This is a genomic window from Rhizobium sp. CB2179, from assembly GCF_057653455.1.
Genome location: NZ_CM172781.1, coordinates 1,550,000 through 1,562,738 on the forward strand (window position 1 = coordinate 1,550,000; position 12,739 = coordinate 1,562,738).

General features: G+C 60.8%; 14 protein-coding genes. 4 read left to right on the forward strand and 10 right to left on the reverse strand.

Annotated elements, in window-relative coordinates:
* Positions 1-11 precede the first annotated feature (11 nt).
* Positions 12-626: an FMN-dependent NADH-azoreductase gene (locus AC244Q_RS07775; protein ID WP_017993710.1), complete on the reverse strand. Its 615-nt coding sequence runs from the start codon at positions 624-626 to the stop codon at positions 12-14.
* Between the two features lie 139 nt (positions 627-765).
* Between AC244Q_RS07775 and AC244Q_RS07780 the strand changes: the two genes are divergently transcribed.
* Positions 766-1,734, forward strand: a complete 969-nt coding sequence (locus AC244Q_RS07780; RefSeq protein ID WP_012757165.1) for a LysR family transcriptional regulator — start codon at positions 766-768, stop codon at positions 1,732-1,734.
* A gap of 42 nt (positions 1,735-1,776) precedes the next feature.
* Here AC244Q_RS07780 and AC244Q_RS07785 read toward each other — a convergent pair whose 3' ends face one another.
* From AC244Q_RS07785 to AC244Q_RS07800, 4 genes are all read right to left on the reverse strand, one after another.
* Positions 1,777-3,765, reverse strand: a complete 1,989-nt coding sequence (locus AC244Q_RS07785) for a bifunctional 2',3'-cyclic-nucleotide 2'-phosphodiesterase/3'-nucleotidase (RefSeq protein ID WP_113545398.1) — start codon at positions 3,763-3,765, stop codon at positions 1,777-1,779.
* A 254-nt stretch (positions 3,766-4,019) separates the two neighbouring features.
* A complete protein-coding gene (locus tag AC244Q_RS07790; RefSeq protein WP_012757168.1) occupies positions 4,020-4,424 on the reverse strand; it encodes a PilZ domain-containing protein in 405 nt (134 codons plus the stop codon).
* An 84-nt stretch (positions 4,425-4,508) separates the two neighbouring features.
* Positions 4,509-5,390, reverse strand: coding sequence for a DMT family transporter (locus AC244Q_RS07795; RefSeq protein WP_012757169.1), 882 nt, complete (start codon positions 5,388-5,390; stop codon positions 4,509-4,511).
* A 179-nt stretch (positions 5,391-5,569) separates the two neighbouring features.
* Positions 5,570-6,031 (reverse strand): Lrp/AsnC family transcriptional regulator, encoded by a 462-nt coding sequence (locus AC244Q_RS07800; RefSeq protein WP_017993715.1) that lies wholly within the window; start codon positions 6,029-6,031, stop codon positions 5,570-5,572.
* Positions 6,032-6,187: 156 nt separating this feature from the next.
* On the opposite strand from AC244Q_RS07800, the gene ald reads away from it, so the two are divergent.
* Positions 6,188-7,306 carry an alanine dehydrogenase gene (gene ald / locus AC244Q_RS07805; RefSeq protein ID WP_113547046.1) on the forward strand — a complete coding sequence of 373 codons (1,119 nt, stop codon included), beginning with the start codon at positions 6,188-6,190 and terminating at the stop codon, positions 7,304-7,306.
* Between the two features lie 16 nt (positions 7,307-7,322).
* Here ald and AC244Q_RS07810 read toward each other — a convergent pair whose 3' ends face one another.
* Positions 7,323-7,826, reverse strand: a complete 504-nt coding sequence (locus tag AC244Q_RS07810) for a DUF1203 domain-containing protein (protein WP_012757171.1) — start codon at positions 7,824-7,826, stop codon at positions 7,323-7,325.
* Positions 7,827-8,218: 392 nt separating this feature from the next.
* Between AC244Q_RS07810 and AC244Q_RS07815 the strand changes: the two genes are divergently transcribed.
* Together AC244Q_RS07815 and AC244Q_RS07820 are read left to right on the forward strand one after the other, a co-directional pair.
* Entirely contained in the window at positions 8,219-9,028 is an 810-nt protein-coding gene (locus AC244Q_RS07815; RefSeq protein ID WP_017993717.1) for a class I SAM-dependent methyltransferase, read from the forward strand.
* Positions 9,029-9,124: 96 nt separating this feature from the next.
* Positions 9,125-9,292, forward strand: a complete 168-nt coding sequence (locus AC244Q_RS07820; RefSeq protein ID WP_003558735.1) for a hypothetical protein — start codon at positions 9,125-9,127, stop codon at positions 9,290-9,292.
* A gap of 31 nt (positions 9,293-9,323) precedes the next feature.
* Here the strand turns inward: AC244Q_RS07820 and AC244Q_RS07825 are convergent, their stop codons facing one another.
* From AC244Q_RS07825 to AC244Q_RS07840, 4 genes are read right to left on the reverse strand one after another with little or no spacing between them, the layout of a single operon-like run.
* Positions 9,324-9,884, reverse strand: a complete 561-nt coding sequence (locus tag AC244Q_RS07825) for a GNAT family N-acetyltransferase (RefSeq protein WP_012757173.1) — start codon at positions 9,882-9,884, stop codon at positions 9,324-9,326.
* A gap of 5 nt (positions 9,885-9,889) precedes the next feature.
* A complete protein-coding gene (gene sseA / locus AC244Q_RS07830; RefSeq protein WP_012757174.1) occupies positions 9,890-10,759 on the reverse strand; it encodes a 3-mercaptopyruvate sulfurtransferase in 870 nt (289 codons plus the stop codon).
* Positions 10,760-10,777: 18 nt separating this feature from the next.
* The gene (locus AC244Q_RS07835; protein ID WP_012757175.1) at positions 10,778-11,515 is read right to left on the reverse strand and encodes an alanyl-tRNA editing protein; all 738 of its coding nucleotides are present in this window, start codon (positions 11,513-11,515) and stop codon (positions 10,778-10,780) included.
* A gap of 6 nt (positions 11,516-11,521) precedes the next feature.
* A complete protein-coding gene (locus tag AC244Q_RS07840) occupies positions 11,522-12,559 on the reverse strand; it encodes a cysteine synthase A (RefSeq protein ID WP_012757176.1) in 1,038 nt (345 codons plus the stop codon).
* Positions 12,560-12,739 lie beyond the last annotated feature (180 nt).

The following is a 12,739-nucleotide window of genomic DNA, read 5'->3' on the forward strand; positions in this document are numbered from 1 at the left end:
TTGAGAGCCGATCAGGCCGCCAGCGCGATTTCCTGGACGCGCGACTTGGCGGCGTCGATCGCCTTTTCGGCAGCTTCCGGACCGAAGGCCAGGCCTTCGACATAGATGGTCTCGATATCGCTGATGCCGAGGAAACCGAGAACCGACTTCAGGTACGGCACGGCATGGTTCAAGGCGGCGGCCGGTCCCTGCGAGTAGACGCCACCCGAGGCGAGTACCACATAAACCTTCTTGCCGGTTGCGAGGCCGACCGGGCCGCTTTCCGTGTACTTGAAGGTCAGGCCGGCGCGGGCGACATTGTCGATCCAGGTCTTCAGCGACGAATAGATGTTGAAGTTGATGAGGCCGGTGCTGATGACGATCGTATCGGCAGCGAGCAGTTCGTTGACGAGTTCGTCGGAAGTCTTGACGGCCACGGCTTCCTCAGCGGTGCGGGCCTCGGCCGGCTTGCGGATCGCGCCGGTGAAGAGGTCATCGATATGCGGCAGCGGGGTGGCGGCAAGGTCGCGGCGGACGACGACGCTGCCCGGATTCTGGTTCTTCAGCTTTTCGGCGAGATCAACGGCGATCGGCGTCGAGAGCGATTCGGCACGCGGGCTGGACGTCAGAAGAAGGATGGACGACATGGTGCATTTCCTTTCGAATGGGATTTGACGGCCCGTTGCTGGGAGGTGAGCCGCAGTCTCGATGAGGAAAATAGATCTGGCCTGCTATCGAAAAAACGGTGATAATGTCGATCGAAACTATCGATGGAATGGATAGAAGATGCTGCCGAACCCGACTCTGGACCAATTACAGGTGTTTTTGACCGTTGCCGAGACCGGCAGCTTCTCGGCCGCTTCGCGGGCGCTGAACCGTGCGCAGTCGGTCGTCAGCTATACGATCGGCAATCTGGAGGCACAGCTTGAAGTGCCGCTTTTCGAGCGCTCCGGCGCCCGCCAGCCGAAGCTGACGGAGGCGGGCAAGGCGATGCTGGAGGATGCGCGGCGCATTCTGGGCGACCTGCAAGTCATGCGGGCGCGCGTGAAGAGCCTGAGGGAAGGGCTCGAAGCGGAGGTATCCGTCGCCATCAGTGTCATGGTGCCTTCACGAGCCCTGGTGGATGTACTCCACGAATTCCGCGAGATGTTTCCATCCGTTTCGTTGAGCCTCAATGTCGGCGAGCTCGGAATGGTCATGGATCTCGTCCTCAGCGGCAAGGCGACGATCGGGATTGGTGGCGCGGTCGTCCAGCAGGACGATTCGATCGTCACGGAGCGGATCGGTCATTCCTTCATGTTGCCGGTTGCCGCGCGCAACCATCCGCTTGCCGGGATCGGCCGGCCGCTGACGCTTGGCGACGTCCGCGAGGAAGTGCAGCTTGTCGTCACCGATGCGTCGGGCCGGACGAAGGGGCGCGATTTCAACGTTCTCTCCTACAAGACATGGCGTGTCAGCGATATCGCGACGAAGCACCAGCTCATCAAGGCCGGCCTTGGCTGGGGCGGCCTTCCGGCTTCCGTGATTCATGGCGATCTCGTCAGCGGCACGCTCGTCCATCTCGATCTGGATGCCTACGAACAGGGGGAGTATCCGATATATTCGGTGCGCCAGCTCGCCAACCCGCCCGGACCTGCCGCCACCTGGATGATCGACGCGTTCCGCACGCGGCTTTCCCATTGCCCGAACCAGGCCGATTTCCATGCTCAGATGGCGGAACTCCAGGAACCCGCGACACCGCTCGCGGCCGAATGACGAAGGCGCGGCGGGCGCGCCTTCGCCGGCATCCTCTTCGGCCTAAAGAACCAGCCTGAACTTCGAGAAACCGTCGGCCCCTTCGCCGGCATCCTCGATCTTGACGCTTTTGACCTCGGTGAGGAACTGCTTTGCCTTCGGGCCGCTTTCAAAGGTCGCGGTCGTGCCCGGAAGCGGCTTGAAGGTCCAGTTTGCGTCGGCCGACGGATTGATCGTGCCCTGATCATGGATATAGCGGACGATGACGTCGCGGTTGGTATCAGGCGCCTGGAAGATCACCTTGTCCGCGGTGATCTCAGGGAAATTGCCGCCGCCACCGGCGCGGTAGTTGTTCGAGACGACGACGAACTTCTGGGCCGGATCGATCGGCTTGCCGTTGAAGGCGAGGTTCTGGATGCGGTTGGAGTCCGGATTGATCGGCTTGCCTGATGAATCATATTTCGGCGGCTGCGACAGGTCGATCTGGTAGGTGACGCCGTCGATCACGTCGAAATTGTAGGACGGAAAATCGTTGTTGAGCAGTGCTGTATCCTTCGAGCCAGCCTTAATGTGATTGAACATGCCGGCCGACATTTCGAGCCAGTTCTTCACCTGGGCGCCGGTGATGGCGACAGCCTGCACCGTGTTTGGGTAGAGATAGAGGTCGGCGACGTTCTTGATGGCGATATCGCCGGCCGGAACATCGGTATAGTAATCGGCGCCGCCGCGGCCGCCGGCCTTGAAGGGGGCCGCCGCCGAAATCACCGGCAGGTCCTTGAACGCGGTGTCGGCGAGCATCTGCTTGATGTACCAGGTCTGGGCTTGGCTGACGACCTGCACGGAGGGATCGTCAGCGACCAGCGCGAAGTACGAATAGAGCGGTGCGGACGTCTTGCCGACCGGGGTCCGGACATAGGCAAGTGTCGCCTCGTGCTCGGCCTTGGCGGCCTCGACCACGTCCTTCTTGTCGGCGTAGTCGGCAACCACTTTCTTCTTGTCGTCGCGATGATAGATCGGCCGTGCTTCCGAGGTGAAATCGACGATCTTCCAGCTATTGCCGTCTTTCTCGAGTAGCAGGTCGATAAGGCCGAGATGTGAGCCCCAGAAACCAGCCATCACGGCGGGTTTGCCATGCAGCGTGCCCTTGACGGCGTCGGCATTGGCCACACCGTCCCAGCTCTTCGGGCCGGGGAAGACGAGATGCTGGTGGCCGGTGAAGATCGCGTCGATCCCATCGACGGCGGCGAGATGCAGCGAGGCGTTTTCCATCTTTTCGGAGGGCGCGCTGCCGTCGATGCCGGAATGCGAGAGGGCGATGACGATATCGGCGCCGGCTTCCTTCATGGCGGGAAGCCAGGCCCTGGCGGCCTCGACGATGTCGCGCGTCTGCGCCTTGCCTTCGAGGTTCTTGATGTCCCAGAGCATGATCTGCGGCGGCACGAAGCCGATGAAGCCGATCTTGACGGGGCTCTCATTGCCGGCGCCGTCCTTGATCTGCTTTTCGACGATGATGTAGGGCTTGAAGAAGAGATTGTCCTGCTTCGGGTCCGAGGCGAGCTGGCCCTTGGTCAGGTTGGCGCAGACGAAGGGGAAGTTTGCGCCTGATAGTACCTTGAACATGAAGTCGAGGCCGTAGTTGAACTCGTGATTGCCGAGCGTGCCCACAGTATAGCCGAGCGTGTTCATCGCCCTGATCACCGGATGGACGTCGCCGTCCTTCATGCCGTGCTGATAGGCCATGTAATCACCCATCGGATTGCCCTGCAGCACGTCGCCATTGTCGATCAGCAGTGAGTTGACGGCCTCGGCGCGGATGCCGTCGATGATCGTCCCGGTGCGCGACAGGCCCATCGTGTCGTTCGGCTTGTCGGCATAATAGTCATAGGGGAAGACATTGACATGAATGTCAGTCGTTTCCATCAGCCTCAGATGCGCCTGGTTGGCGCTGGCGCGCGCGCTGAAAGGATGCAGCAGCACCAGGGCGGAAGTGGCGGCGAGGCCGCCGAGCAGGGAACGGCGGCTCATTACGCCAACATCGAAAATGGAAGACATGGAAACTCTCCTTCAGGATCATGCATCGTCCGGCCCGTCAGAATTAGGACGATTTGGCGAGGAGTACACTGCGAAAATGACAGGACGTCAAAACAATCCGCCGGAAAAGCGTCATCGCTCCGAAATGCAATTTATGGTGCAGTCCCTCAGCGCCAGGCTGCCACAGACGCAAGGCGCGGTCACCCTCGGCGTCGGTGTCAACCGCAGTTGCTGGAGCGATCTCAGCCGCTCCTTCGGCGCAAAGGCCGGGCACCTTACGAGTTTGGTGCCGATGTTGTTAAGTGAGGCGTCCGCTCGACGTTGACGGCGGTTCTAACCAGCGGACGCACCGCCAGCACCGGCCGCATCTCCTTATGGAAAAAGCGGAAATAGGAGGAGATCTGCGCCCGCGCATTCGAATTCACGTCGAACTGGATGCCGACGCGGCCATTATGCTTCCAGCGGATGATGCCTTCGAGCAGCCCGAGGTTTTCGGCCTCGATGCGCACCTTGCTGCCGGAGGCGGCATGGAGCGGCCCCTTCATCTCCAGGGCGGCACCAGTTGGCGATAGGTTGAGGATGCGGGCATCCACCTGGCTGTTCAGATATTTGACATGGCCGAACACGCGGCAGTTTTTTCGGTCGGCCTTTCGAGCCGTGATTTTCAAGTTGCGGGTCATACTGTCTCCCTTGATATAGCCAGGGAGCATAGCGCCGGAAAATTGAAATGGTTTTAGGGGCTTGGCTAAAATTGCAGTGAAACGTCAATTGGCAGCAGCGGCCCTGCGTCCCACCACATGTTCGCGCCAGACCGTGAAGATCCCGGCGGCAACCACGATGATCGAGCCAGCGATCATATTGAGACTGAGCGTTTCATCGTAGATCACCATGCCGATGACAGAGGCGTAGACAAGTGACAGATAGGTCAGCGGCTGGACGGCGGCGGCATCGAGAATATCATAGGCGCGGATCAGGAAATAATGGCTGGAAATGCTGGTGACGCAGACGAGCGCCATCCAGCCCCAATCGCCCGGCGACATCCAGCTCCAGTAGAACGGTCCGACCAGCGTCATCGTAACGCCACCGACGACGCCGGTATAGAAGAAGCTGGTCATCGACGAATCGTCGCGGCTGACCAAGCGGGTGGCGATAACGTAGAAGGCGAAGTTGAAGCAGGAAAGGACGGCGAGAAGCAGCTTAAGGTCGAAAAATTCGCCTTCCGGCTTCAGGATCAGCAGCACTCCGAACAGTCCGGCGCCGATCGCTGCCCACCGCCGCCACCCGACCCGCTCGCCGAGGATCGGCATCGCCAGCAGCGCGATCAGGATCGGCGTCGCGGAAAAGATCGCCTGTGAACGGGCAAGGCCGATCACGGCAAAGCAGGTGATGGCCAGAACCACCTGAACTGCAAGCAGAACGCCGCGCGTCACCTGCAGGAAGGGGCGTTTGGTGCGGGCCGTCGCCTTGATACCGCCGCGCATCTTCGACGCGAGGATGATCGTGAAAAGCGCAAAGGCCCAATAGCGGATCATCGTCACGAAGATCGGCGGATAGGCCGTCGCCAGATGTTTCGAGATGGCGTCCTGCAGTGAAAAGATGGTGAGCGCCAGCAGAACGAAGATATAGCCTTGGGTCTTCGATGTCATGACTTGCCATTACTGCATAATTTCACCCTTAAATCGATTCCGATTTAAGGGTGAAATTATGCAGAAGTCCAAAGTGTTACAGCGTCCTCTGCGCGTCTGAAAAGACGCGCAGCGCTGTAGTGGGGAAGCGCCCGCGCGCGCCGAAAGTCTGGGCAGGCTTTCGGCAAAGATGCAAGGCCTCAAAGGCCGACATTCGGCTTGTCGATGATTTCTCTGAGAGCGAAGCTGGAATTGATCTTGACGACATGGGGAAGGGCCGACAGCCAGTCGCGGTGGATGCGCTCATAGTCCTCGAGATCACGGGCGGCGACCCTGAGGATGTAATCGTATTCGCCCGACATCAGGTAGCAGACGAGCACGTTCGGGCAGAGCTTCACCGCTGCCTCGAATTCCGCCAGTGTCTTGGCGAACTGGCCGGAGAGCGAGATATGCACGATGGCGATCATCTTGTAGTCGAGCGCCTTGTGTGAAAGCCGCGCGTGGTAGCCGCCGATGACGCCGCTTCTTTCCAAGATGTCGAGCCGGCGCGAACAGGCCGAAGGCGACAGTCCGATCCTTTCGGCAAGCTCGGCATTGGTCATGCGGGCATTGGCCTGCAATGCCCGGAGAATCGCAAGATCGATGGTGTCGAGATCGGCCATTCGAAGAACCTTCGAAAAAAGATAGGATAAATGCAATAATCGCCGAAAAATCGCGTCTTCGCAAATCGTCTTTGCAAGGACATTTCACTGTCTTGATGGTTGGATTCCTCATCTGAAAAAATCCGCGGCCGCGGAGATAAAATGAGAGGAACGCGCATGCGTGTCGGTTGCCCGAAGGAAATCAAGAATCATGAATATCGCGTCGGTCTGACGCCGGCTTCGGTGCGAGAATATGTTGCCCACGGCCACGATGTCTGGGTGGAGACCAAGGCAGGCGTCGGTATCGGCGCTGATGATGCCGCCTATGCCGCGGCTGGCGCCAAGATCGCCGCCTCCGCCAAGGATATCTTCGAAAAGTGCGGTATGATCGTCAAGGTGAAGGAGCCGCAGCCCGCCGAATGGGCGCAGCTCCGTGACGGCCAGCTTCTCTACACCTATCTGCATCTGGCGCCGGATCCTGAACAGACCAAGGGTCTCATCGCCTCCGGCGTTACCGCGATCGCCTATGAGACGGTGACCGACGAGCGCGGCGGTCTGCCGTTGCTGGCGCCGATGTCGGAGGTCGCCGGACGCCTGTCGATCCAGGCAGGGGCGACCGCGCTGCAGAAGGCCAATGGTGGCCTCGGCGTCCTGCTCGGCGGCGTACCTGGTGTGCTGCCGGCCAAGGTCGCGGTCATCGGCGGCGGCGTTGTCGGCCTGCATGCCGCCAGGATGGCCGCCGGCCTCGGCGCCGATGTCAGCATCCTCGACAAGTCGCTGCCGCGCTTGCGCCAGCTTGACGATATCTTCGCCGGCCGCATCCACACCCGTTATTCCAGCATCCAGGCGCTGGAGGAGGAAGTCTTCTCGGCCGATCTCATTATCGGCGCCGTGCTGATTCCCGGCGCTGCCGCTCCGAAGCTCGTCACCCGCGAGATGCTCTCCGGCATGAAGAAGGGCTCCGTCATCGTCGACGTCGCCATCGACCAGGGCGGCTGCTTCGAGACCTCGCATGCGACGACCCATTCCGATCCGACCTATGAAGTCGACGGCGTCGTGCATTATTGCGTCGCCAACATGCCGGGCGCCGTGCCGGTCACCTCGGCGCACGCGCTGAACAATGCCACATTGGTTCATGGCCTGGCGCTTGCCGATCGCGGCCTGCGCGCTATTGCCGAAGACAAGCACCTGAGGAACGGCCTCAACGTGCACAAGGGCCGCATTACCAGCAAGCCCGTCGCCGACGCGCTGGGCTACGAAGCCTTTGCGCCGGAGAGCGTACTGAACGTAGCGTAAGCTTGCTGACTCAAGGTCAGGCGCCGGCCTCCACCAGGGCCGGCGCCTTTACTTTGTCGATCCGGCATTGGAAGCAGTTGTTGCGCGCTGAGCGCACATGCACATAGGCGATACCAGATCGTCCCAGCAGCTCTTCGCCATAGGCTGGAATATCGCCGATAGCGGTCACCGCGCCGGTGCCGTAGACGATGCGGTCGTTTTCACTATAGCCGCGGACGATGAAGTCGCGGCTCGTCGTCAGCACCGGCGGCATGATCTCTTCGGCGGCATAGCGTGCACAAGGCTGCTTGTGCAGGAAGACCGGGCCGGTTTCGGCATAGGGCTGCAGTTCGGGGAAGGGCCGGTAGGCGAAGACCAGCAACGCCTCGCCCGCATCGATATTTTCGAGGCAATGGCGGCAGGGATGACCGGGACCATCGGAAACGATCGTCTCAGGCAGCCTGTCATAGGCGTCGCGGCCGCCGTTCCAGAGGTGTTCGGCGTCGGTCGTCGGCATGGCAACAAAACGAATGGCGGTCACGATAGATCTCCTTTGTATTGCCATGAAATGCACCTCGACGAGCGCGCAAGCCACCCGATTCTTGCGCGCCGCAGGCATTGGGCGATCGAGTGAAACGCGGAATATGCTTCGTCCTCAAAGCGCACGCTTCCACCCTCCGCGTAACCTCAGACATTGCGGGAGTGCGCCAAAAGCGGGTCACCACGGGTCGCCCCCAAGCGGGTCGACGCCTGTCATGGACCAGCTTTCTTCTCGCTGCTCGTCGGCTCGATCGTGTCTCTCGTCGCTGCGCCGGGTATGTCTGGCGTCTTCATACCGTGGTACACGATCGGGTGGCACAGGGTCGGGCCGCTGTTCGGTTTTGAGAGGGTGCGCTGGCTGGCGGCCTCACGAATTTCGGTTTGGAGGGACAGATGATGGCTGAAGAAGCAGCATTGAACTTCGCGGACTTCTATGATGCCGAGCTTGCTCTCCATAACGCGCATTTTCGGGTCGCCGCCGCGGTCGGGCGGTCTGATCGTGTTCTCGATATCGGTTGCGGCGCCGGACAAACCACACGTGACGCCGCGCGCGCTGCTGAAGCAGGACGAGCGCACGGAATAGACTTGTCCGTCACGATGCTGGAGATTGCCCGCCGGCGCAGCGCCGAGGAGGGATTACCCAATGCGACGTTCGAAGTGGCGGATGCACAGAACTACCACTTCGCAAAAGGGGAATTCGACCTTTGCATCAGTCGATTTGGCGTCATGTTCTTCGCCGATCCGGCGGTGGCTTTCGCCAACATCGCCAACGCCGTACGCCCGGGTGGGCGTTTCATTTTCATGGTCTGGCAGGACAGAGACCGCAATGAGTGGGCGACCGCCATACATGAGGCGCTTGACCCGGATTCAACCGGTCCGGTTGCGGCCAGCAAAGCCTTTTCGCTGAGCGAACCCTCGGTTACGTCTGGACTGCTCGAAACGGCAGGGTTCGCTACCATCGAGTTTCGTGAAATCAACGAGCCTGTGTTCTACGGTCCAGATCCCGAGACTGCATTGGCGACGATTCAGACATTTGAAAATGTGAAGAACGCCCTCGATCGTTCCGTCGCGACAGCCGAAATACGGGCGCGGCTGCTCGACATGCTGGAGGCGCACCAGACACCCCACGGAATTCAATTCGATTCGCGCGCATGGCTGATCAGCGGCCGCCGGTACGGCGACAGTCCCTCGTGCGTTATGTGATTTCCGCTCAGCGTGAATGTCGGCTTTGGGTCAAGCCGACATTGCTGGCATTTGCTATCGAATTCCGCAAAACTGCATGACGAAAAGGAGAAGCCCTTGCCCGACATCGATCTCGCGCTGCTGGCGCAACAGAATGCGGAAATACTGGAAGAGCTCAGGGCTCTGCGCCGGGAAGTGGCGGAACTGAAGGAGCAGTCGGGCCGCACGCTCGATTTCGAGCGCCGCAACGACCCACGCCGCCCGAACAGCCTGACGCAGCGTTAGTTGCCTCTGGCTACGTCAGGGAAAGAAGCCGTCAGCTTTTCCGCGCAATCTCCAGAAGCTCCTTGTCGCTGAGCGGCCGGACGATGCCGGTGCCGGTCGAGACGGGGGAGAAGCCGTACATCTGGTAGAGCTGCAGCGCGCGCGGATGGTCGAGGTTGTTGGTGGTGGTGGTGACCCGCTTCGGATTGAGCGACCAGATGGCATAGAGCGCCTGCAGCAGGAACCACTTGCCGATGCCGAGACCGAGCGCATGTTCGATCAGGCCGAAATGGCTGAGCTCGATCATATCCTCGTCTTCGCAGAAATATTCGTAGAAGCCGGCGGGCGCGCCGTTCACGTAGAGAACGCTGATATTGTTGCGCTTGTCGTTCAGCGTCTCGGCAAGCTGCTCGTCGCTCATGCGCAACCGATCCACCCATTGCCAGCGGGCACCCACCTGCCGGTAGAGATAGCGGTAGAAGGGCAGCGGGATCTCGGGAGCGCGCATGATCGCCGTCTGGATATTGACGGGCACCGGCATGCTTGCCTTTGGCGGCGCCGTCATTTCGAGCCGGGTGATGTGAGCTTTCAGCGAAGCGGGTGCCTTTCCCATGGCGATCAGGCTTTGACCGGCGTCGGCGGACCGGTAACGATGGGTGTATCGTCACGGCTGCCCCATTCGCTCCACGAGCCATCATAAAGCTTGTTGTCGTGATGGCCGAGCGATTCCAGCGCCAGCGTGATGATCGCGGCGGTGATTCCCGAGCCGCAGGAGGTGACGACGGGTTTTGAAAGATCAATGCCGGCATCCTCGATCGTCTGCCTGAGTTCGGGCAGCGACTTGAAACGGCCCTGACTGGCGAAGACACCGGAGGGCAGGCTGCGGGCGCCGGGCATATGGCCGGAGCGCATGCCGGCGCGCGGTTCGGGCTCGGCGGCTGCGAAGCGGCCGGCGCTGCGGGCATCGGCGATCTGCATCGCGCCGCTGGAGACGATGTCGCGCATCCTATCGAGCGTCACCACGCGGCTTTCATCGAAATTGGGCGTGAAGGTCGCCGACGCAGGATTGGGTGCTGCGGTTTCCAGCGGACGGCCCTCGGCCTTCCAGCCGTCGAGACCGCCATCGAGCACGAAGACGTTTTTCGCGCCCATCACCCGGAAAAGCCACCAGACGCGGGGCGAGGCGAACAGACCGATACCGTCATAGACGACGATCCGATCATTCTCGCTGATGCCGAGCCGGCCGACTTCGGCGGCGAAATAATCGGGCGAGGGGATCGTGTGCGGCAGCGATGTCGAATGGTCGGCGATCTTGTCCTGATCGAAGCGGATGGCGCCGGGAATATGGCCGGCAGCATATTCGGCATCGGCATCGCGCTTCTGCGCCGGCAGATAGAAGGAGGCGTCCAGCACCCGAAGGTCAGCTTTGCCGAGCTCGGACTGCAGCCAGTCGGCCGAAACGACGAAACGGCTCTTGGTCTCACTCATGATGGTCTCCCTTGATGGTCAGGCTTCGTCGCCGGGCGTGCCGAAGCGGATGCGGAAGCGCCGGTTCTCTTTGCCCTTCTTCTCGATTTTGGCGATATGGATCCGGCCGACTTCCTGAGTCTCGGAGACATGTGTGCCGCCGCAGGGTTGGCTGTCAATCGAGGAGTTCTCGCCGATGCAGACGAGGCTGACGCGCCCGAGCCCCATCGGTGGGCGCACGTTCTTCGATTTGACGATATCGGGATTGGCCACAAGCTCCTCGTCGGTGATCCATTGCAGAGTGACCGGATGATTCTGCTCGACCAATTGCATCAGCTTGACCGTCACCGCGTCCTTGTCGATCGTCTCGATCATGTCGAAATCGACGCGGCTTTCCTCTTCGCCGACGGCAGCCCCGGTGATCGGATAGGAGCAGACGACGGAAAGCAGGTGGCAGGCCGTGTGCATGCGCATCAGCCTGTAGCGGCGCGGCCAGTCGACATGCAGCACCAGCGTCTCGCCGACCACGGGCCGCGGCGCACCTTCGAGCGGCACATGGATGATGACATCTTTGCTTGGACCATGCTTCGTCTGGCCGAGCGCGATCTTGCTGCCGTCGGCGCGTTCGAGCTCTCCGGTGTCACCAGGCTGGCCACCTGATGTCGCATAGAAGCAGGTCTGGTCCAGTTCGATGCCCCCGTCTTCGTGAACGGCGGTGACGACCGCATCGCACGTCGAGAGATAGAAGTCGTCACGATAGAGGGCATTGACGGACATGGGGTCTCACACGGGCTCGTAGGGAACGTGGATATCGGGCGACTTGGCCATCCAGCCCGGAACGGGCAGCCCCTTCGAGGTGAGGAAGTCCGGGTTGAAGAGCTTGGACTGATAGCGGTTGCCGTAATCGCAGAGGATCGTCACCACCGTGTGACCAGGTCCAAGGTCCCGGGCGAGATTGACCGCGCCGGCAATGTTGATCGCCGTCGAGCCGCCAAGGCAGAGGCCCTCGTTCTCGACAAGGTCGAAGAGATAGGGAAGCGCTTCGGCATCCGAGATCCGATAGGCATAGTCAGGCGTGAAACCCTCGAGATTGGCGGTGATGCGGCCCTGGCCAATGCCCTCGGTGATCGAGGATCCCTCGGATTTCAGCGCGCCGTTCTGGTAGAATTCATAGAGAGCAGCGCCATCGGGATCGGCGATGCCGATCTTGACGGCAGACCTGAAAGCCTTGAGGCCGGCCGCCACACCTGCCAGCGTGCCACCGGAGCCGACCGAGCAGACAAAGCCGTCGACCTTGCCGTCGGTGTCTTTCCAGATTTCCTTGGCGGTTGTTTCGATATGCGCCTGACGGTTGGCGACGTTGTCGAACTGGTTTGCCCAGATTGCCCCGTTCGGCTCGGTCTTCGCCAGTTGCTCTGCCAGCCGCCCGGACACCTTCACGTAGTTGTTCGGGTTCTTGTAGGCAACGGCGGGTACTTCGACGAGTTCGGCGCCGAGCAGCTTCAGCGCGTCTTTCTTTTCCTGGCTCTGCGTTTCCGGGATGACGATGACGGTACGATAACCGAGCGCCTTGGCGACCAGCGTCAGCCCGATGCCGGTATTGCCGGCCGTACCCTCGACGATGACGCCGCCCGGACGAAGCAATCCCTTCCGCTCTGCGTCGCGGATGATGTAGAGCGCGGCCCGATCCTTCACCGACTGGCCGGGGTTCAGGAACTCCGCCTTGCCAAGAATGGTACAGCCGGTCACCTCTGAGGCGCCCTTGAGTTTGATTAGGGGCGTGTTGCCGATGGCTTCAAGGACGGAGGGGTGGAAGGTCATGGAATCTGCCTCTATTCAAACTCTTACTTTAGGAACGGTCTTTTCCCTTCACAAGGCTGAGTTGGCAAGAAAAGCTATTCCACACCTCTGTCGGACGCGATAAAATTTGGCTTTCCTCCCCCGAAATGACGCATGGCTGGCAATCCAGCGGTGTGAGAGGTGATCCGAAGATTGACTTTC

Coding starts and splice junctions, on each gene's coding strand:
- AC244Q_RS07775 (WP_017993710.1), bottom strand. CDS start 626: ATGTCGTCCATCCTTCTTCTGACGTCCAGCCCGCGTGCCGAATCGCTC.
- AC244Q_RS07780 (WP_012757165.1), top strand. CDS start 766: ATGCTGCCGAACCCGACTCTGGACCAATTACAGGTGTTTTTGACCGTT.
- AC244Q_RS07785 (WP_113545398.1), bottom strand. CDS start 3,765: ATGTCTTCCATTTTCGATGTTGGCGTAATGAGCCGCCGTTCCCTGCTC.
- AC244Q_RS07790 (WP_012757168.1), bottom strand. CDS start 4,424: ATGACCCGCAACTTGAAAATCACGGCTCGAAAGGCCGACCGAAAAAAC.
- AC244Q_RS07795 (WP_012757169.1), bottom strand. CDS start 5,390: ATGACATCGAAGACCCAAGGCTATATCTTCGTTCTGCTGGCGCTCACC.
- AC244Q_RS07800 (WP_017993715.1), bottom strand. CDS start 6,031: ATGGCCGATCTCGACACCATCGATCTTGCGATTCTCCGGGCATTGCAG.
- ald (WP_113547046.1), top strand. CDS start 6,188: ATGCGTGTCGGTTGCCCGAAGGAAATCAAGAATCATGAATATCGCGTC.
- AC244Q_RS07815 (WP_017993717.1), top strand. CDS start 8,219: ATGATGGCTGAAGAAGCAGCATTGAACTTCGCGGACTTCTATGATGCC.
- AC244Q_RS07825 (WP_012757173.1), bottom strand. CDS start 9,884: ATGGGAAAGGCACCCGCTTCGCTGAAAGCTCACATCACCCGGCTCGAA.
- sseA (WP_012757174.1), bottom strand. CDS start 10,759: ATGAGTGAGACCAAGAGCCGTTTCGTCGTTTCGGCCGACTGGCTGCAG.
- AC244Q_RS07835 (WP_012757175.1), bottom strand. CDS start 11,515: ATGTCCGTCAATGCCCTCTATCGTGACGACTTCTATCTCTCGACGTGC.
- AC244Q_RS07840 (WP_012757176.1), bottom strand. CDS start 12,559: ATGACCTTCCACCCCTCCGTCCTTGAAGCCATCGGCAACACGCCCCTA.